Origin of the sequence: Sphingomonas sp. 67-41 (genome assembly GCF_001899725.1) — a bacterium.
Lineage (GTDB): Bacteria > Pseudomonadota > Alphaproteobacteria > Sphingomonadales > Sphingomonadaceae > Sphingomonas > Sphingomonas leidyi.
In genome coordinates this window covers 68,265-85,137 of sequence record NZ_MKWJ01000031.1, presented here as the reverse complement: position 1 = coordinate 85,137, position 16,873 = coordinate 68,265, and the positions used below count along the sequence as shown (strand labels likewise).

24 protein-coding genes are annotated in these 16,873 nt (G+C 68.5%); 18 read left to right on the top strand and 6 right to left on the bottom strand.

Annotated elements, in window-relative coordinates; translation table 11 throughout:
* Positions 1–52 precede the first annotated feature (52 nt).
* The 6 genes from crcB to BGP17_RS21015 are packed head-to-tail and all read left to right on the top strand — an operon-like array spanning position 53 to position 3,848.
* On the top strand, positions 53–430 hold the full coding sequence (gene crcB, locus BGP17_RS21040; RefSeq protein WP_167297855.1) for a fluoride efflux transporter CrcB: 378 nt from the start codon (positions 53–55) through the stop codon (positions 428–430).
* Positions 427–1,686, top strand: coding sequence for an RluA family pseudouridine synthase (locus BGP17_RS21035; protein ID WP_167297854.1), 1,260 nt, complete (start codon positions 427–429; stop codon positions 1,684–1,686). Before crcB ends, BGP17_RS21035 begins: the two co-directional genes overlap by 4 nt.
* Positions 1,686–2,288, top strand: coding sequence for an FMN-binding negative transcriptional regulator (locus tag BGP17_RS21030; protein WP_286713491.1), 603 nt, complete (start codon positions 1,686–1,688; stop codon positions 2,286–2,288). Before BGP17_RS21035 ends, BGP17_RS21030 begins: the two co-directional genes overlap by 1 nt.
* On the top strand, positions 2,285–2,944 hold the full coding sequence (locus tag BGP17_RS21025; protein ID WP_286713490.1) for an HAD-IA family hydrolase: 660 nt from the start codon (positions 2,285–2,287) through the stop codon (positions 2,942–2,944). Before BGP17_RS21030 ends, BGP17_RS21025 begins: the two co-directional genes overlap by 4 nt.
* Complete coding sequence (locus BGP17_RS21020; RefSeq protein WP_167297851.1) at positions 2,941–3,174, top strand: hypothetical protein; 234 nt, start codon at positions 2,941–2,943, stop codon at positions 3,172–3,174. Before BGP17_RS21025 ends, BGP17_RS21020 begins: the two co-directional genes overlap by 4 nt.
* The gene (locus tag BGP17_RS21015; RefSeq protein ID WP_286713489.1) at positions 3,171–3,848 is read left to right on the top strand and encodes an ATP12 family chaperone protein; all 678 of its coding nucleotides are present in this window, start codon (positions 3,171–3,173) and stop codon (positions 3,846–3,848) included. The genes BGP17_RS21020 and BGP17_RS21015 overlap by 4 nt, the downstream gene beginning before the upstream one ends.
* Positions 3,849–3,939: 91 nt before the next feature.
* Here BGP17_RS21015 and BGP17_RS21010 read toward each other — a convergent pair whose 3' ends face one another.
* The 4 genes from BGP17_RS21010 to fumC all read right to left on the bottom strand — a co-directional run bounded on the left by BGP17_RS21010 (position 3,940) and on the right by fumC (position 6,992).
* On the bottom strand, positions 3,940–4,503 hold the full coding sequence (locus BGP17_RS21010) for a hypothetical protein (RefSeq protein ID WP_167297849.1): 564 nt from the start codon (positions 4,501–4,503) through the stop codon (positions 3,940–3,942).
* Positions 4,504–4,525: 22 nt separating this feature from the next.
* On the bottom strand, positions 4,526–5,176 hold the full coding sequence (gene gmk / locus BGP17_RS21005) for a guanylate kinase (RefSeq protein WP_286713488.1): 651 nt from the start codon (positions 5,174–5,176) through the stop codon (positions 4,526–4,528).
* A gap of 50 nt (positions 5,177–5,226) precedes the next feature.
* Positions 5,227–5,421 (bottom strand): hypothetical protein, encoded by a 195-nt coding sequence (locus BGP17_RS21000; RefSeq protein ID WP_167297847.1) that lies wholly within the window; start codon positions 5,419–5,421, stop codon positions 5,227–5,229.
* Between the two features lie 182 nt (positions 5,422–5,603).
* Positions 5,604–6,992 (bottom strand): class II fumarate hydratase, encoded by a 1,389-nt coding sequence (gene fumC, locus BGP17_RS20995; RefSeq protein ID WP_167297846.1) that lies wholly within the window; start codon positions 6,990–6,992, stop codon positions 5,604–5,606.
* Positions 6,993–7,114: 122 nt separating this feature from the next.
* Here fumC and BGP17_RS20990 point away from each other — a divergent pair, with 122 nt between their 5' ends.
* Entirely contained in the window at positions 7,115–7,771 is a 657-nt protein-coding gene (locus BGP17_RS20990) for a PilZ domain-containing protein (protein WP_286713487.1), read from the top strand.
* A gap of 37 nt (positions 7,772–7,808) precedes the next feature.
* Here the strand turns inward: BGP17_RS20990 and BGP17_RS20985 are convergent, their stop codons facing one another.
* Complete coding sequence (locus BGP17_RS20985; RefSeq protein ID WP_167297844.1) at positions 7,809–8,297, bottom strand: SspB family protein; 489 nt, start codon at positions 8,295–8,297, stop codon at positions 7,809–7,811.
* A 71-nt stretch (positions 8,298–8,368) separates the two neighbouring features.
* On the opposite strand from BGP17_RS20985, the gene hisB reads away from it, so the two are divergent.
* From hisB to BGP17_RS20930, 11 genes are all read left to right on the top strand, one after another.
* A complete protein-coding gene (gene hisB / locus BGP17_RS20980) occupies positions 8,369–8,956 on the top strand; it encodes an imidazoleglycerol-phosphate dehydratase HisB (RefSeq protein ID WP_286713486.1) in 588 nt (195 codons plus the stop codon).
* A 10-nt stretch (positions 8,957–8,966) separates the two neighbouring features.
* Positions 8,967–9,569 carry an imidazole glycerol phosphate synthase subunit HisH gene (gene hisH, locus BGP17_RS20975; protein WP_286713485.1) on the top strand — a complete coding sequence of 201 codons (603 nt, stop codon included), beginning with the start codon at positions 8,967–8,969 and terminating at the stop codon, positions 9,567–9,569.
* Positions 9,570–9,580: 11 nt separating this feature from the next.
* Positions 9,581–10,306 (top strand): 1-(5-phosphoribosyl)-5-[(5-phosphoribosylamino)methylideneamino]imidazole-4-carboxamide isomerase, encoded by a 726-nt coding sequence (gene hisA, locus BGP17_RS20970; protein WP_167299311.1) that lies wholly within the window; start codon positions 9,581–9,583, stop codon positions 10,304–10,306.
* 109 nt (positions 10,307–10,415) lie between these two features.
* The gene (gene hisF, locus BGP17_RS20965) at positions 10,416–11,186 is read left to right on the top strand and encodes an imidazole glycerol phosphate synthase subunit HisF (protein WP_167297841.1); all 771 of its coding nucleotides are present in this window, start codon (positions 10,416–10,418) and stop codon (positions 11,184–11,186) included.
* Between the two features lie 123 nt (positions 11,187–11,309).
* Positions 11,310–11,564 (top strand): PEP-CTERM sorting domain-containing protein, encoded by a 255-nt coding sequence (locus BGP17_RS20960; protein WP_286713484.1) that lies wholly within the window; start codon positions 11,310–11,312, stop codon positions 11,562–11,564.
* 36 nt (positions 11,565–11,600) lie between these two features.
* A complete protein-coding gene (locus tag BGP17_RS20955; protein ID WP_167297839.1) occupies positions 11,601–11,804 on the top strand; it encodes a hypothetical protein in 204 nt (67 codons plus the stop codon).
* Positions 11,805–11,861: 57 nt separating this feature from the next.
* On the top strand, positions 11,862–12,179 hold the full coding sequence (locus BGP17_RS20950) for a phosphoribosyl-ATP diphosphatase (RefSeq protein ID WP_286713483.1): 318 nt from the start codon (positions 11,862–11,864) through the stop codon (positions 12,177–12,179).
* 264 nt (positions 12,180–12,443) lie between these two features.
* Complete coding sequence (locus BGP17_RS20945; protein ID WP_286713482.1) at positions 12,444–12,821, top strand: histidine triad nucleotide-binding protein; 378 nt, start codon at positions 12,444–12,446, stop codon at positions 12,819–12,821.
* A gap of 26 nt (positions 12,822–12,847) precedes the next feature.
* The gene (locus tag BGP17_RS20940; RefSeq protein ID WP_167297836.1) at positions 12,848–13,564 is read left to right on the top strand and encodes an MgtC/SapB family protein; all 717 of its coding nucleotides are present in this window, start codon (positions 12,848–12,850) and stop codon (positions 13,562–13,564) included.
* Positions 13,565–13,619: 55 nt separating this feature from the next.
* The gene (locus tag BGP17_RS20935; RefSeq protein WP_286713481.1) at positions 13,620–13,949 is read left to right on the top strand and encodes an SMR family transporter; all 330 of its coding nucleotides are present in this window, start codon (positions 13,620–13,622) and stop codon (positions 13,947–13,949) included.
* 257 nt (positions 13,950–14,206) lie between these two features.
* Positions 14,207–15,748 (top strand): amino acid permease, encoded by a 1,542-nt coding sequence (locus tag BGP17_RS20930; protein WP_167297834.1) that lies wholly within the window; start codon positions 14,207–14,209, stop codon positions 15,746–15,748.
* Positions 15,749–15,849: 101 nt separating this feature from the next.
* Here BGP17_RS20930 and BGP17_RS20925 read toward each other — a convergent pair whose 3' ends face one another.
* Positions 15,850–16,848, bottom strand: coding sequence for an adenosine kinase (locus tag BGP17_RS20925; protein ID WP_167297833.1), 999 nt, complete (start codon positions 16,846–16,848; stop codon positions 15,850–15,852).
* Positions 16,849–16,873: the final 25 nt, after the last annotated feature.

The window sequence follows — 16,873 nt, the reverse complement described above, 5'->3', positions numbered from 1 at the left end:
GAGAGGAATTACCAAGGTTCCCCTGACCGCCATTCCGCGCTAACCGCTCGGGATGCCTGCCCTTCTCCTCGTCATGCTCGGCGGCGCCTTCGGTTCCGGTGCGCGCTATCTCACCGGCAAGCTCACGCTCGGCTGGCTCGGGCCCAACTATCCCTGGGGCACGCTCGCCGTGAACCTGATCGGCGGGTTCCTGATGGGCACGCTCGTCGGCACGCTGGCGCGGATCGGCCATGGCGGCGAGCAATGGCGCCTGCTGATCGGCGTCGGCGTGCTGGGCGGCTTCACCACTTTCTCGGCCTTCACGCTCGACCTGATGAACATGGTCCAGCGCGGCGACTGGGGATCGGGCTTCGCCTATGCGCTGGTCTCGGTGATCGGTTCGATGTTCGCCCTGTTCGCCGGGCTCGTAGTTTTGAGGGTCCTGCCATGAGCGATGCCGTCCGCCAATTCCTGGTCAAGGCCGATGACGACGGCATCCGGCTCGATCGCTGGTTCAAGCGGCACATGCCGGACACCAGCTTCAACACCGTCTCGCGCTGGGCCCGCACCGGCCAGCTGCGCGTCGACGGCGCGCGCGCCAAGCCGGGCGACCATGTCAGCGAGGGCCAGGTGATCCGCGTGCCTCCCGCCGAGCCGGCCAAGCCCGAAAAGCCCGGCCGCCCGAAGCGCGAACGCATCAAGCTCAGCGACGAGCAGATCGACTTCGCCCGCAGCCTGGTGATCCACCGCGACGACGCAGCGCTGGTGCTCAACAAGCCGCCGGGCCTCGCCACCCAGGGCGGCACCAAGACCACCGAGCATGTCGACGGCCTGCTCGACGCGCTCCAGTTCGAAGCGGAGGGCCGGCCCAAGCTCGTCCACCGGCTGGACAAGGACACGTCGGGCGCGCTGCTCGTCGCCCGCACCGCCCGCGCCGCGGCGGCCTTCTCGAAGAACTTTTCCAGCCGCACCGCGCGGAAAGTCTATTGGGCGCTGGTGGTCGGCGTGCCCAGCATCGAGGACGGCATCATCGACCTGCCGATCGGCAAGCAGCCGGGCACCGGCGGCGAGAAGATGCAGGTCGACGAGAAGGAAGGCCAGCCCAGCCGCTCGCGCTACCGCGTGATCGGCCGCGCCGGCAACCGCGCCGCCTGGGTCGAGCTCCAGCCCTTCACCGGGCGCACCCACCAGCTGCGCGTCCACATGGCGGCGATCGGCTTCCCCATCGTCGGCGACGGCAAATATGGCGGGCCCGAGGCGTTCCTGACCGGCGGCATCAGCCGCAAGATGCACCTCCATGCACGCCGCATCCGCGTCGACCATCCCGATGGCGAGAAGATCGACGTGCGCGCCGCGCTGCCGCATCACTTCGCCGAATCGCTCGCCACGCTGGGCTTCGAGGAAGCCGAAGGCGACGCGCTGCAGCTCGACGACGGCCCCGCCCCGCTCACCAAGGAGCAGCAAAAGGCCAATGCGCGGGCCCATGCCAAGACGGTCCGCAAGGAGCGCCGCGGCGAACGGCGCGGCCGCGGCGAAGGCCCTAGCGGCGACAAGCCCGCGCCTCGCAGCGGCGGCAAGCCGAGCACGCGCAAGTCGCCCGCCGCCAAGCCGGGCGGCAAGCCGGCGGCCCGCAAGCCTGCGCCGCGCGGCGCCCGGCCCGGCCCGCGCGCCGGCGGCGACAAGCCCCGCGCGCCGCGGAGCCGCTGATGCATCCGCACCCGGCCTTTCGCTGGGAGGATCGCCCGGCGATCCGCGACCTCGTCCGCGACATCGGCTTCGGCGCGCTCTTCGCCGCGACGCCCGACGGGCCGCGCGTGGCGCATGTGCCGGTGGTGTGGCTGGGCGACGACACGCTCGGCTTCCACCTTGCGCGCGGCAACGGCCTCGCCCGCCATCTGGACGGTGCCACCGCCCTGTTCAACCTGCAGGGGATGGACGCCTATGTGAGCCCGGACTGGTACGGCGCCGGCCCGGATGAAGTGCCGACCTGGAACTATGTCGCGGTCGAGCTCGAAGGCCAGGTGACCCGCACCGACGAGGGCGGGCTGGTCGCGATCCTCGATGCGATCAGCCATGAGCAGGAACGCCGCCTCGCGCCAAAGCCCGAATGGACGCTGGCCAAGGTCGATCCCGCCCGGACCGCCAAGCTGCTCACTGCGATCATCGGCTATCGGCTGGAGATCCGGGCCTGGCGCGGCACCCGCAAGCTTGGCCAGAACAAGCCCGACGCCGCCCGCCTGGCCGCCGCCGACGCGCTGGCGGCGCGGGGCAGCGACGGGATCGCCGCGCTGATGCGGGGGGCGAAGTGAACCGTCTCGCCGTATTCGATTGCGACGGCACGCTGGTCGATTCGCAGGCGAACATCTGCCGGGCGATGGAAGCCACCTTCGCCGCGCACCGGCTCGATCCGCCGGATCGCAGCGACATCCGCCGCATTGTCGGGCTCAGCCTGGTGCCGGCGATCGCCCGCCTCCTGCCCGAGGCCGGTGCCGATCTGCACGAAGCGATGGCGGCCGAATACAAGCGCGCCTTCTTCGCGATGCGCGCCTCCAACGCGCTCGATCCCGAGCCGCTCTACGACGGCATATTGGAGACGATCGCGGCGCTCGACGACGCCGGCTGGCTGCTCGGCGTCGCCACCGGCAAGTCGGACCGCGGGCTGGGCCTGATCCTCGAGCATCACGGCATCCGCCAGCGCTTCGTCACGTTGCAGACCGCCGATCGCCACCCCTCCAAGCCGCATCCCGCGATGCTCGAACGCGCCATCGCCGAAGCCGGCGCCGCGCCGGAGACCACGGCGATGATCGGCGACACCAGCTTCGACATGGCGATGGCGCGCGCCGCTGGCACCCATGCCCTTGGTGTGCTATGGGGATACCACACGTCCGGGGAGCTGCTCGGCGCCGGCGCGCACCACGTCGCCGATCATGCCGACCAGCTCTTCGCGCATCTGGAGACGCTATGACAGACGCCGAACGCCTGGCGATGAAGCGCTACTACATCATCGTCGCGGTCAACATGCTCGGTACCGCCGGCGCCGTGATCGGGCTGCTGGTGGCCGGCCGCGCGCAGCATTACGGAGTCACCGTGTTCGGCGGCGCGATCCTGTTGTCGTCGCTCTATTTCATGGCGGTGGTGCCGCGCTTCCTCGCGCGCCGCTGGAAGACTCCCGTGGAGGCGACGCCCGAGGCATGAAGCGCTTCTGGAAGGAAGTCACCGTCGAGGACGGCCAGGTGGCGCTCGACGGCAAGCCGGTGCGCACGCCCGATCGCGCGCCCCTCGCCCTGCCCACCCCGGCGCTGGCAGCGGCGGTGGCGGACGAATGGCGCGCCGTGGGCGAGACGATCGATCCGCGCGCGATGAAGCTCACCGGGCTCGCCAATGCCGCGATCGACAAGATCTCGCCGGCTTCCGCACCCTTCGCCCGGGGCCTCGCCGCCTATGGCGAGAGCGACCTGCTCTATTACCGCGCCGACGGCCCCGAGCCGCTGGTCGTGCGCCAGGCCGAAGCCTGGGATCCGCTGCTCGACTGGGCGCGCAACCGCTACGACGTGCATTTCGAGACGGCGACCGGGGTGATGCACAGGGCCCAGCCCGAAGCGACCGTCGCGCGACTGGCCGAAGCCGTATATGCGCTCGACGCCTTTCACCTCGCCGGCCTCTCGCCGGTGGTGACGGTGAGCGGCACGCTGGTCGGCGCGCTGGCCCTGCTCGAAGGCGCGGCGGGTGCCGAGACGCTGTGGCAGGCCGCGCATGTCGACGAGCTGTGGCAGGCCGAGCAATGGGGCGAGGACCCGCTCGCCGTGCAGGCTCGCGATGCGCGCCGGGCGGATTTCGATGCGGGGGTGCGGTTCCTGGGATTGCTTTAGGAATCCCCCTCCCTTCCGGGGAGGAGGATTCAGGGCAGGGCGGAATGCCGAGGATCCGTCACACCGCGACCACCCGCACCGCAGAGCCAGGTCAGGCGCCGGATGCTCCGGCCGGCCGCGGCAGCGCCCAGGCGAGCACCGCGCCCGCCGCGATCCAGCTCGCGACGTCGCTCACCCAGAGATAGAGGAAATAGCCCCAGGGCGCGTGATTGAAGATCGGCTGGCCGAGATCGGAATAGGCAGTCACCGCCAGCGCCACGATCGCCACCAGCCTGAGCCGCCTTGCGAAATCATGCCCGTGCGCCACCGTACGTAGCGCGAACCCCGCCAGCAGCGCACACACGATCGCCAGCACCAGCCCGCCGATCAGCGCGCCGCTGTCCGGCATCGCGAAGCCGCCGGTGTTGAACATCACCAGCGCCGTCGGCCCCTGGCCATAGAGCTGGGTGCCCTGGGGCGTGCCCGCCCAGGGGATCGGATAGGCGCCGCTGCCGAGCGGCCCCAGATGCTGGGCGAGCGCCGCCTGCACCGCAGCCGTCGTCGCCGCATCGGTCTGGGAAAGCGCGAGCAGGCTGAGGGGCGTTCCCCAGAAGATGAAGCCCACCAGCCACATGGCCAGCCCGCCGAGCGCGCCGCCGAGGAACAGTCTTGTCATCGATATCTCCCCTGTTGGGAGACTACTTCATCAACCCGCGGATGAATCCGATCAAGCCCGTCTGGCGCGAGCGCTTCAGCCGCTCCGCGTTCAGGATGGTGTGGACCGAGCGATAGCATTGGTCGGCATCGTCATTGACCAGCACATAGTCATAGCCGTCCCAATGGCTCACTTCGTTGGCGGCGCGCGCCATGCGGGCGTCGATCACTTCGGTGGTATCGGTGGCGCGGTTGATCAGCCGCTGGTGCAGCTCCTTGAACGACGGCGGCAGGATGAAGACGCGGACCACATCGCCCCCCGCCAGCTGGAAGAGCTGCTGGGCGCCCTGCCAGTCGATGTCGAACAGCACGTCGCGACCCGAATCGAGGATCGCCTCGACATGCGCGCGCGGCGTGCCGTAGCGATGATCGAACACATGCGCCCATTCGAGGAACTCATGGTTCGCGACCATCTCGCGGAATTTCTCGAGATCGACGAAATTATAGTCGACGCCGTCCTGCTCCCCCGGGCGCATCGCGCGGGTGGTGTACGAGACGGACATCTGGAGATGGTCGTCGGCGGCGAGCAGCTTGCGTGCGATCGTCGACTTGCCGGCGCCCGAGGGCGAGGAAAGCACGAACAGCACGCCGCGGCGCTTGAATCCGTGCGGGTCGGTCTCGGTGCGATGGGGCATGGGCGCCTTTGGCTTGGGAGTCCCACCCGCGTCAAGTCATGCGAGTCGACTCAGGCCGGGGTACGCATCCGTTGCGATATCCGGTGGGCGCCATAGGCGGCGGCGCCGAGCACGATCGCGGCGGGCACGATCTTCTTCGCGGCCTTCCAGGCAAGCACCCCGGCAACGGCGCCCAGCGCCCCGCCCTCGCCGTCCGCACGGTCGATGCGGTTGCCGATCCAGCCTGCGATCACGTCCCCGATCATATACGCTCCCTTGGTGGTTACGCGGGAGCAAGCGATTGAAAGCAAACTAAGTTCCCCTCCCCGATAGGGGGCGAGGCGCGGGCGGAATGCGCGCGATACGCAAAAGGCCCGGCGATACGACTCCGCATCGCCGGGCCTCTACGCGCCCCTCGCCCCCTCCCTTCCGGGGAGGGGAAGCAGGCTCACCGCCCGATCATCGTCTCGGGCCGCACATATTGGTCGAACGTGGCCTCGTCGACGAGACCCAGCGCCAGCCCGCTCTCCTTGAGCGTCAGCCCCTTCTCGTGCGCGTTCTTGGCGATCTTGGCGGCGTTGTCATAGCCGATCGCCGGCGCCAGCGCGGTCACCAGCATCAGCGAGCGATCGACCAGCTCCTTGATCCGCGCCTCGTTCGCCTTGGCGCCGTCCACCGCGCGCTCGGCGAAGCTCACCATGCCGACCGACATCAGCTCGATCGAGCGCAGCACGTTCGAGCCGATCAACGGCTTGAACACGTTCAGCTCGAAATGGCCCTGCATGCCGCCGACGGTGACCGCCATGTGGTTGCCGATCACCTGCGCCGCGACCATCGTCAGCGATTCGCTCTGGGTCGGGTTGACCTTGCCCGGCATGATCGAGCTGCCCGGCTCGTTGGCCGGCAGGTCGAGCTCGCCCAGACCCGAGCGCGGGCCGCTGCCGAGCAGGCGGATGTCGTTGGCGATCTTGGTCAGCGAAACGGCCAGCGTGTTGCAGGTGCCCGACAGGTTGACCAGCTGGTCCTTGGTCGCCAGCGCCTCGAACTTGTTGGGCGCGGAGACGAAGGGCAGGCCGGTGATCCTGGCGATCTCGGCCGCCACGTCCTCGGCATAGCCCGGAGGGGCGTTGAGCCCGGTGCCGACGGCGGTGCCGCCCAGCGCCAGCTTGAAGATGTCGAGATCGAGCACCGAGGCGAAGCGCGCCCTGGCCGACTCCAGCATCGCGGCATAGCCCGAGAATTCCTGGCCCAGCGTCAGCGGCGTCGCATCCTGCAGGTGCGTGCGGCCGATCTTGACGATGTGATCCCAGGCCTTGACCTTGGCCTCGATCGAAGCGTGCAGCCGGTCGAGCGCCGGGTAGAGCTTCAGCGTCACCGCGCGGGCGGCGGCGATGTGCAGCGCGGTCGGGAACGAATCGTTCGACGACTGCGCCATGTTGACGTGATCGTTCGGGTGGATCGGCGACTTGCCGCCGCGCGTGCCGGTCAGGATCTCGTTGGCGCGGCCCGCGATCACTTCGTTGACGTTCATGTTGGTCTGGGTGCCCGAACCGGTCTGCCAGATCACCAGCGGGAACTGGTCGTCGAGCTTGCCGTCGACGATCTCCTGCGCGACCTGGTCGATCACTGCGGCGATCTTCGGGTCGAGCCCGTGCTTCACGTTCACGCGCGCCGCGGCCTGCTTCACGATCGCCTGGGCATGGACGATGCCGAGCGGCATCCGCTCCATCTCGCCGAACGGGAAATTCTCGATCGAGCGCTGGGTCTGCGCGCCCCAATAGGCGTTGGCGGGAACTTCGATGGCGCCGATCGAATCGGTTTCGGTACGGGTGGTCACGCTGGCTGGTCCTCTTGTCCGTTCCGCGCTCCCCTAGCCCCTGGGCGGCCGCGATTCCAGCGCTCAGGGATTCTGCGGAGGCGTTAACCAAGAGTGCGTTTTTGGCCGGCTAAAAGCGAATCATGTACGTCGATGCGTCCATGGCTGCCCGCGCGGCGAAAGAACGCCAGCCGCGCAAGAACCTGTTGCTCGCCGCCACGATCGAGGCGGACGGGCTAAGGGTGCCCGTGCGCATCCGCAATCTCTCCGAGGGCGGGGCGATGGTGGACGGATCGGCCCTTCCCCGCACCGGAACCCTGCTGACGCTCACGCGCGCGGAGATCGAAGTCGGCGGCAGGGTGGTGTGGCAGACGCAGGGCCGCTGCGGAGTCGCCTTCGATACGACCGCGATCACCGTCGACGAATGGGTCTCCGGCAATCGCGTCGCGAGCTTCCAGGGCCATCGCGGCCAGGCCCGCGTCGATGCGATCCAGCAGGCGGTGCGCAGCGGCGGCGAACTCCCCGCCGAACCGGCCATGGCAGGCCTCGCGCCGGACCTCGCCAATCTCGGCACGCGCCTGGTCGAGGAGATCTACCATGTCCGGGAATTGCTCGACCGGCTCGGCGAGCGGCTGATCGACGATCCGCACGTGATCGCCGCGCACATGGCGTCGCTGCAGAATCTCGATCGCGCCAGCCAGATCCTCGACCATCTGGGCGCGATCCTGGGTGCGGACGATCCCGCCGCCGCGGTGGATGCAGTGGCGATGCAGGAATTGCGCGCACGGCTGATGCGCTGAGCCGGCCACGACACGCACCGGCCGGCGCTGCGCGCGCCTATTTCTTCCGCTTGAAATCCACCGAGACGACGTTCGAGCCGTCCTCGACCGGCTTGGCCGGCGGCTCGTCATTCTCGGCCTCGTCATGCTGGGGCTCGGGCTCGTCGCCGCCATCGGCCGCCTGGAAGCGCAGCTCGAAATTCACCGCCGGATCATGGAAGCCGGTGATCGCCGAGAAGGGGATGTTCAGCATCGCCGGCACCTGATTGAAGCTCAGGCCCACCGAGAATCTGTTGTCGTCGACCTTCAGGTCCCAGAATCGATGCTGCAGGACGATGGTCATCTCGTCCGGGAAGCGATCGATCAGCCGCTGCGGGATGTCGACCCCCGGCGCGTGCGTCTTGAAGGTGATGTAGAAATGATGCCCGCCGGGCAGGTTTCCACCCGAGTCGGCGACCGAGCCCAGCACGCGGCCGACCACGGCGCGCAGGGCTTCCTGCACGATCTCATCATAGGGAATCAGGCTGTCAGGCACGTTGCCGGTCATGCCCCTTGGGTAGCGCACCGGGCAGCGCGGTCAAGATTGCATGCGCGGCAACCATCGCTATGTGAGACGCCATGCGCACCGCCAACGTGAGCCGCAAGACGAGCGAGACCTCCGTCGACGTCACCGTCAACCTCGACGGTACCGGCGCCTATGCCGTTTCCACCGGGATCGGCTTCTTCGACCACATGCTCGAGCAGCTCAGCCGCCATTCGCTGATCGACCTCGACGTGAAGACGGTGGGCGACCTGCATATCGACCAGCACCACACGGTGGAGGATACCGGGCTGGCGATCGGGGAAGCCATCGCGAAGGCGCTGGGCGACAAGAAGGGCATCCGGCGCTATGCCGACGCGCTCTCGCCGATGGACGAGACGCTCACCCGCGTCGCGGTGGACATTTCGGGCCGCCCCTATCTCGTCTGGAAGACCGCGTTCAGCCAGAAGCGGCTCGGCGAGATGGACACCGAGATGTTCGAGCACTGGTTCCATTCCTTCGCCCAGACCGCCGGGCTGACGCTCCATATCGAGACACTTTACGGCACCAACAACCATCACATCGCCGAAGCCGCGTTCAAGGGCCTGGCCCGGGCGCTGCGCGAGGCGGTGGAGATCGACCCGCGCAAGGCGGATGCGGTACCCAGCACCAAGGGGGTGCTGTGACGGTGACGCGATGACCATCGCCCTGATCGACTATGGCGCCGGCAACCTCCACTCGGTCCACAACGCCCTGAAGGCGGCGGGCGCTGCCGATGTCGCGGTCACCGCCGACCCCGGGACGGTGCTGCGGGCCGATCGCATCGTCCTGCCCGGCGTCGGCGCATTCGGGGCCTGTGCCGCGGGGCTGCGGGCGATCCCCGGCATGGTCGAGGCGCTGGACGCGCGCGTCCGCCGCGCGGGCGCGCCTTTCCTCGGCGTCTGCGTCGGCATGCAGCTGATGGCCGATACGGGCGAGGAGCTGGGCACCCATCCGGGCCTGGGCTGGGTCTCCGGCACCGTCCGGGCGATCGCGCCCGCACCCGGCATCCGCGTGCCGCATATGGGCTGGAACGACGTCGTCCCCACGCTTTCCCACCCGCTGATCGAGCCGGGCCAGGCCTATTTCCTGCACAGCTTCGCCTTCACCGGCGACGCGGTGCTCGCCACCACCGACCATGGCGGCCCGGTCACGGCCGCCATCGGCCGCGACAACATGATCGGCGTCCAGTTCCACCCCGAGAAAAGCCAGCGCTACGGCATCGCGCTGATGGAAAGGTTCCTCGCTTGGCACCCCTAGACCCGGATGGCCTGATCATCTTCCCCGCGATCGACCTCAAGGCCGGTCAGGTCGTCCGCCTGGCCGAAGGCGACATGGCCCGCGCCACCGTCTATGGCGACGATCCCGCCGCCCAGGCCGAGCGCTTCGCGCAAGCCGGCGCGGAATGGCTCCACGTCGTCGATCTCGACGGCGCATTCGCCGGCGAATCGATCAACGGCGCCGCCGTCGCCGCGATCCTCGGGCGCTTCGGCGGCAAGATCCAGCTCGGCGGCGGGATCCGCAACCGCGAATCGATCGAGCGCTGGCTCGACCTCGGCGTCCGCCGCGTGGTGATCGGCACGGCCGCGCTGGAGAATCCGGACCTGGTCCGCGAAGCCGCGCGCGACAATCCCGGCCGCATCGTCGTCGCCGTCGATGCGCGCGACGGCATGGTCGCCACGCGCGGCTGGGCCGATGTGTCGGACGTGTCGGTAGCCGATCTCGCCCGTCGCTTCGAGGATGCCGGCGTCGCCGCGCTCCTCTTCACCGATGTCGGCCGCGACGGGCTGCTGAAGGGCTGCAATGTCGAGGCGACGGTCGCCCTGGCCCGCGCCGTCTCGATCCCGGTCATCGCCAGCGGCGGCGTCACCGACATCGCCGACATCCACGCGCTGCGCCCGCATGTCGCGGATGGCGTGGAAGGCGTGATCACCGGCCGCGCGCTCTATGACGGCCGGCTCGACCTCAAATGGGCGATCGAAGTGGGTCGGGCATGATGTTGGCGGGAAGGCGCGAAGGAGCGAAGATCTTGTTCACGCGGAGATGCGGAGGCGCGGAGAAATCGCTTCTTCTTCTCGCCCTCGCGCCCTCGCCCGAGCAAATCGCATGACCGTCCGCGCCCGCGTCATCCCGTGCCTCGACGTCGCGAACGGCCGCGTGGTCAAGGGCGTCAACTTTGTCGACCTGGTCGATGCCGGCGATCCGGTCGAACAGGCGCGCGCCTATGACGCGGCCGGAGCCGACGAGCTCTGCTTCCTCGACATCACCGCCAGCCACGAGGCGCGCGGCACCATCCTCGACGTGGTCCGCCGCACCGCCGAAGTCTGCTTCATGCCGCTCACCGTCGGCGGCGGCGTGCGCGGCGTCGAGGATGCCCGCGCCCTCCTGCTGGCCGGTGCCGACAAGGTGGCGGTCAATTCCGCCGCCGTCTCGCGCCCCCAGGTCGTCGCCGAGATCGCCGAGAGGATGGGCAGCCAGTGCGTCGTCGCTTCGGTCGACGCGCGCCGCACCGCGCAGGGCTGGGAAGTCTTCACGCATGGCGGCCGCAAGCCCACCGGCATCGACGCAGTGACTCACGCCATCGCCCTCGCCCATCTCGGCGCCGGCGAGTTGCTGATCACCTCGATGGACCGCGACGGCACCCGCGACGGCTACGACCTGGAGCTGATCCGCACGATCGCCGACCAGGTGACCGTGCCCGTGGTCGCCTCGGGCGGGGTCGGCACCCTCCGCCATCTGGTGGAGGGCATTCGCGACGGCCATGCCAGCGCGGTGCTGGCGGCCTCGATCTTCCATTTCGGCGAAGCCAGCATCGCCGACGCCCATCGCGCGATGGCAGCCGCCGGCATCCCGGTGCGAAGCCCGGTCGTCGGTTAGCTTTACATTCACCAATTCCGCACGCCGGAGCTTAACCATCGAAAGCGGCGGAAAATGCCGGTTTCGGCAAAGCGGCCGGCTTCTTGCTCCCTCCCGAAGACAATCAAAGAGGGAATCAGGACCATGATCCGTAACTTCGCCAATCTGGCCGCGTTCGGCCTCCTCGTTACCCTGTCCGCCACGCCCGCCTTCGCCATGGACAAGCCGCCCGTCGATCCGGGCACGCCCTCCAGCAGCAGCAGTGGGGGTGGCACCACCAGCAGCAGCAGCGGCGGTTCGGGCGGCCCCACGTCGATCCCGGAGCCGGGCATGCTCGGCCTGTTCGCGCTCGGGACCATCGGCGCGTTCGTCGCGCGCCGGGCCCGTCGCCGCGGTTAACGATTTGTCGGGGCGTTGCGGCTAAGGTCGCGTACCATGCGCAACGCCCTGCTTCCCCTGCTGCTGCTCGCCGCGACGCCGGCGCTGGCCGCCGACGAGCCGCCGCACACCGGCCGCGCCGGCACGCGCTCGATGCCCGAGCTTTCGGACCTGGCGCTTGCCGCCTGTGCCGCCGGCGGCATCTGGTTCGTCCGCCGCCAGCTGCGCGCGCGCTTCCGCAAGGCCGCGCCCCGGGATTGAAGCCCGAGGATTAGCGCAAGGATTGACAGGCGCGCCTGCCTCCCGCAGCCGGGGGCCATGGCCGACACCCTGGATGCTCTCGAAGCCGTGATCCGCGCCCGCCGCACGGCGAGCCCCGACAGTTCCTATGTCGCGAAGCTCACGCATCGCGGCCGCGCCAAGATCGCCCAGAAACTGGGCGAGGAAGCCACCGAGACGGTGATCGCCGCGATCCGGGACGATCGCGAAGAACTCACCAAGGAAGCGGCCGACCTGGTCTTCCACCTGCTCGTGCTGCTGGCCGATGCCGGCCTGGGCCTGGACGACGTCCGCGCCGAGCTCGCCCGCCGCGAAGGCGTGTCGGGGATCGCGGAAAAGGCGGGGCGCTCGGTCTAGGATCGAGACTCGTTCAGCAAACCTCGTCATCCCCGCGCAGGCGGGGATCCAGAGTAGTGCGGGATATGGATGCCATCACGCGAACGCTCTCCGCAGAGGGCTGGACCCGCCGCACGCACCCCATCCTTGGCCCTGGATCCCCGCCTGTGCGGGGATGACGGAAACAAGTTATGAGTCCCCAACCTAAGGGCCGAGACTCGATTCAGCGATCCTCGCTTCCGCCGCGACGATGCTCTGGTATGGAGCGGAACGAAGGAGCCGCGCATGCCCATCGACGCCACCGAGTCCTATGACGACCAGAACGTCTTCGCGAAGATCCTGCGCGGCGAAATCCCGTCGCGAAGGATATTCGAGGACGAATTCGCCCTCGCCTTTCACGACATCAATCCGCAGGCGCCGCACCATGTGCTGGTAATTCCCAAGGGCGCCTATGTCTCGTGGGACGATTTCTCCGCCCGGGCGAGCGAGGCGGAGATCGCCGGCTTCGTCCGCGCGGTCGGCCAGGTCGCGCGCGAGGCCGGGTTCGTGGCGCCGGGCTATCGCCTGCTCGCCAATACCGGGCTCGACGCGCATCAGGAGGTGCCGCACCTCCATGTCCACATCTTCGCCGGCAAGCCGCTCGGCCCAATGCTGGCCCGCTAGCCGAAACCGCCGGATCCGGGGGCATCATGCACTTCCTGCACACCTTCCATCTCGCATCCTATCTGGACAGCCTGGTCAGCTACGCGCTCGCGCTGGTGCTGGGCGCGCTGATCGGTGCCGAGCGCCAGTATCGCCAGCGCACCGCCGGGCTGCGCACCAATGCGCTGGTCGCGCTCGGCGCGGCGGCGTTCGTGGACCTCGCCCAGAAGCTGGCCGGCGATGTCGAGGCGGTGCGGGTAATCGCCTATATCGTCTCGGGGATCGGCTTCCTCGGCGCGGGCGTGATCATGAAGGAGGGCATGAACGTCCGCGGCCTCAATACCGCCGCCACGCTCTGGTGCTCGGCGGCGGTGGGGGCCTGTGCCGGCACCGACATGGCAGCGGAGGCGGCGACGCTCACTCTCTTCGTGGTGGCCGGCAACACCCTGTTGCGGCCGGTCGTGAACGCGATCAACCGCATCCCGCTGGCCGGCGGGACGCTGGAGGCGACCTATTCGGTCACGCTCACCGCCGATCCGGCCAACGCCTCGGCCCTGCGCGATACGCTCGTCGATCACCTGGAATTGATGCGCTATCCGGTGGCCGATACCGAGATCGTCGAGCGATCGGAGGAACTGGTAGAGATTCGCGCGACGCTGGTCAGCACCGGGGCGGTGGATGCCGATCTCGACGCGATCGTCGCGCACCTCGCCAAGACCCGCACCGTGCTGCACGCCACCTGGGAAGTGCAGACGCACGATTGAGCGGCCGGGACGGGGCGGCTTGCCAAAGGCGGCGCGGCCTGCTTGCCTCGCCGCCATGCGCTATCTGAACCTCGCCGTCGCGATCGTCGCCGAAGTCACTGCGACTTCGTTCATGAAACAGTCCGAGGGGTTCACCCGGCTCCTCCCTTCGGCGATCACGATCCTCGGCTATGCGATCGCCTTCTATTTCCTCTCGCTCACGCTGCGCGAGATTCCCACCGGCATCGCCTATGCGATCTGGTCCGGAGTCGGCATCGTGCTGATCGCGGCGATCGCCTGGGCGTTCCAGGGGCAGAAGCTCGACTTGCCCGCCCTGCTCGGCATGGCGCTGATCATCGCCGGCGTGCTGGTGATGAACCTCTTCTCGCACGCGACCGCGCACTAGGTTGGGAACCCAGACAAGTATCTGATTTTCCTTCGTCATCCCCGCCTGCGCGGGGATGACGGGTTCGCTGATTGAGTCCTCAACCTAGGCCGGGATTCGTTCCCGCCACCCCGTCCCCGCGCGGCGACTCGCCGCATTCGCGCGCTAAAGCGGAGCTTGCGGGCACTAAAGCATTGCCTCCCCCGGTTTTGCGGCTAGGCTCCGCGCTTTCATCCAAAAGGGGCGGCGGGACAAACCGCCGTTGAGGGGACCATCCAATGATCTTCGGGCGCGTAAAGCCACTCGATGCCATCCTCGCCACTGCCGAGAAAAAATCGCTCCACCGTTCGCTGGGGGCTTTCCAGCTCACCATGCTCGGCATCGGCGCGGTGATCGGCACCGGCATTTTCGTTCTCACCGCCGAAGCCGCCCAGCGCGCGGGCCCCGGCATGATGGTGAGCTTCATCATCGCCGGCGTGGTCTGCGCCTTCGCCGCGCTCTGCTATGCCGAAATGGCCGCGATGGTCCCGGTCTCGGGCTCGGCCTATACGTACAGCTATGCCGTGATGGGCGAGCTGATCGCCTGGATGGTCGGCTGGGCGCTGATCCTCGAATATGCCGTGGCCGCAGGCGCAGTCTCGGTCGGCTGGTCCGGCTATGTCGTCGGCCTGATCGAGCACAGCTTCCACATAAACATCCCCCAAACGCTGGTCACCGGGCCGTTCGACGGCGGCCTGATCAACCTGCCCGCGATGCTGATCGCCGGCCTGGTCACCTGGCTGCTGGTCATCGGCACCAAGGAAAGCGCCACCGTCAACGCCATTCTCGTCGCGATCAAGATCACGGCGCTCACTGCGTTCATCGTGCTGGCCGTGCCGGTGATGAACGGCGCGCAATTCTCGCCCTTCGCGCCCACCGGCTTCATCGGCGTCTCGATGGCCGCCGCGTCGATCTTCTTCGCCTATGTCGGCTTCGACGCGGTCTCCACCGCGGCCGAGGAGACCAAGAACCCGCAGCGCAACATGCCGATCGGCCTGATCGGCAGCCTCGCCATCTGCACCATCTTCTACCTGCTCGTCGCCGCCGGCGTGATCGGCGCGCCGGGCCTCAGCACCCAGCCCGTGATGGACGCCGCCGGCCATGCGCTCGAGCCGGGCAGCCGCGAGCTCGCCGCCCAGTGCGCCACCCGCGCCGCCGAAGGCTTCAAGGACGTGGTCTGCTCGAAGGAGGCGCTGGCCTTCACCCTGCGCGAGATCGGCTGGCCGCAGATCGGCAACCTGCTCGGCCTCGCCGCCGGCCTGGCGCTGCCCTCGGTCATCCTGATGATGATGTTCGGCCAGACCCGCATCTTCTTCGTGATGAGCCGCGACGGCCTGCTCCCCGCCGCCTTCTCGAAGATCCACCCGACCTTCAACACCCCGCATGTGATCACGATCATCACCGGCGTGGCGGTGGCGCTGTTCGCGGCCTTCTTCCCGGTCGGCCAGCTCGCCAACATCTCGAATTCGGGCACGTTGTTCGCGTTCGCCGCCGTGTCGATCGCGGTGATGGTGATCCGCAAGACCGATCCGGACCGCAAGCGCCCGTTCAAGACGCCGTTCGTGTTCCTGACGGCGCCGATCGCGATCCTGGGCTGCCTCTATCTGTTCGTCAGCCTGGACCACAAGAGCATCATCCTGTTCCTGTCCTGGGCAGTGATCGGCCTGGTGGTCTATTTCGGCTATAGCCGCTCGCGCAGCCATGTCGGCCGCGGGATCGTCGACGTGCACGAGCCCGAGGCCTATGAGGAGCTGGACCCGCCGGTGCCCGGCACCCGCTGAGGCCACGCCCCTCGGGGCATGAGAAAAGGGCCGGAGGATCGCTCCTCCGGCCCTTTTTCTGTCTGGAATACCCCCGCTTGGCGGAGGGAGGAACGGATGGCTCAGGCCAGCTTCTCGGCGGCCAGTTCCTTCAGGTCCACCTCGGCGCGGGCGCCGTAGTGCTGGATGATCTCCGCGGCGCAGAGCGCGCCCAGGCGCAGCGAGTCCCGCACCGAGCGGCCCTGGGCCTGGCCATGGAGGAAGCCGGCCGCGAACATGTCGCCCGCGCCGGTGGTGTCGACCAGCCGGGCGATCGGCTCGGCCGGAACCTCGACCCGCTCGCCGCCGACCAGCGCGATCGCGCCCTTCTCGCTGCGGGTGACGACCAGCACCGGCACCTTGCCGTGCAGGTGCTGCACCGCCGCCTCGAACGCCTCGCGCTCGCACAGCGCCAGCAATTCGTTCTCGTTGGCGAACAGGATGTCGATCATCCCGTCCTCGATCAGCTTGCGGAAATCGTCGCCATGGCGCGAGATGCAGAACACGTCGGACAGGGTGAAGGCCACCTTGCGGCCGGCGGCACGGGCGATCTCGATCGCCTTGCGCATCGCGGCGCGCGGCTCTTCGGGGTCCCACAGATAGCCTTCGAGGTACAGGATCGCGCCATTGGCGATCAGTTCCTCGTCGAGCGCGGCGGCCGGCAGGAACTGCGAGGCGCCGAGGAAAGTGTTCATCGTGCGCTGCCCGTCGGGCGTGACGAAGATCAGGCAGCGCGCGGTGGCGGGCTGGCCGGCGCGCGACGCGGTGTCGAAATCGACGCCGGCGGCGCGGATGTCGTGCGCGAAGACCTGGCCGAGCTGGTCGTCGGCCACCTGGCCGATGAACGCGGTCCTGCCGCCCAGCGCAGCGATGCCCGCCACGGTGTTCGCCGCCGAACCGCCCGAGATCTCGCGGCCCGGGCCCATCCTGGCATAGAGCGCATCGGCGTCCTCGGGCGAGAAGATGAGCTGCATCGAGCCCTTGGCGACGCCGATCTCCTCGATGAAGCTGTCCTCGGCCTGGGCGAGGATGTCGACGATCGCGTTGCCGATGGCGACGACGTCATAAGTCGGGCTGGTCAAACTGGTGCTCCAAAAAGATTGCGCG

Bases quoted from the DNA above. Each gene is read 5' to 3' on its own strand.
- crcB (WP_167297855.1), top strand. From the start codon at position 53: ATGCCTGCCCTTCTCCTCGTCATGCTCGGCGGCGCCTTCGGTTCCGGT.
- BGP17_RS21035 (WP_167297854.1), top strand. From the start codon at position 427: ATGAGCGATGCCGTCCGCCAATTCCTGGTCAAGGCCGATGACGACGGC.
- BGP17_RS21030 (WP_286713491.1), top strand. From the start codon at position 1,686: ATGCATCCGCACCCGGCCTTTCGCTGGGAGGATCGCCCGGCGATCCGC.
- BGP17_RS21020 (WP_167297851.1), top strand. From the start codon at position 2,941: ATGACAGACGCCGAACGCCTGGCGATGAAGCGCTACTACATCATCGTC.
- BGP17_RS21015 (WP_286713489.1), top strand. From the start codon at position 3,171: ATGAAGCGCTTCTGGAAGGAAGTCACCGTCGAGGACGGCCAGGTGGCG.
- BGP17_RS21010 (WP_167297849.1), bottom strand. From the start codon at position 4,503: ATGACAAGACTGTTCCTCGGCGGCGCGCTCGGCGGGCTGGCCATGTGG.
- gmk (WP_286713488.1), bottom strand. From the start codon at position 5,176: ATGCCCCATCGCACCGAGACCGACCCGCACGGATTCAAGCGCCGCGGC.
- BGP17_RS21000 (WP_167297847.1), bottom strand. From the start codon at position 5,421: ATGATCGGGGACGTGATCGCAGGCTGGATCGGCAACCGCATCGACCGT.
- BGP17_RS20990 (WP_286713487.1), top strand. From the start codon at position 7,115: ATGTACGTCGATGCGTCCATGGCTGCCCGCGCGGCGAAAGAACGCCAG.
- BGP17_RS20985 (WP_167297844.1), bottom strand. From the start codon at position 8,297: ATGACCGGCAACGTGCCTGACAGCCTGATTCCCTATGATGAGATCGTG.
- hisB (WP_286713486.1), top strand. From the start codon at position 8,369: ATGCGCACCGCCAACGTGAGCCGCAAGACGAGCGAGACCTCCGTCGAC.
- hisH (WP_286713485.1), top strand. From the start codon at position 8,967: ATGACCATCGCCCTGATCGACTATGGCGCCGGCAACCTCCACTCGGTC.
- hisF (WP_167297841.1), top strand. From the start codon at position 10,416: ATGACCGTCCGCGCCCGCGTCATCCCGTGCCTCGACGTCGCGAACGGC.
- BGP17_RS20960 (WP_286713484.1), top strand. From the start codon at position 11,310: ATGATCCGTAACTTCGCCAATCTGGCCGCGTTCGGCCTCCTCGTTACC.
- BGP17_RS20955 (WP_167297839.1), top strand. From the start codon at position 11,601: ATGCGCAACGCCCTGCTTCCCCTGCTGCTGCTCGCCGCGACGCCGGCG.
- BGP17_RS20950 (WP_286713483.1), top strand. From the start codon at position 11,862: ATGGCCGACACCCTGGATGCTCTCGAAGCCGTGATCCGCGCCCGCCGC.
- BGP17_RS20945 (WP_286713482.1), top strand. From the start codon at position 12,444: ATGCCCATCGACGCCACCGAGTCCTATGACGACCAGAACGTCTTCGCG.
- BGP17_RS20940 (WP_167297836.1), top strand. From the start codon at position 12,848: ATGCACTTCCTGCACACCTTCCATCTCGCATCCTATCTGGACAGCCTG.
- BGP17_RS20935 (WP_286713481.1), top strand. From the start codon at position 13,620: ATGCGCTATCTGAACCTCGCCGTCGCGATCGTCGCCGAAGTCACTGCG.
- BGP17_RS20930 (WP_167297834.1), top strand. From the start codon at position 14,207: ATGATCTTCGGGCGCGTAAAGCCACTCGATGCCATCCTCGCCACTGCC.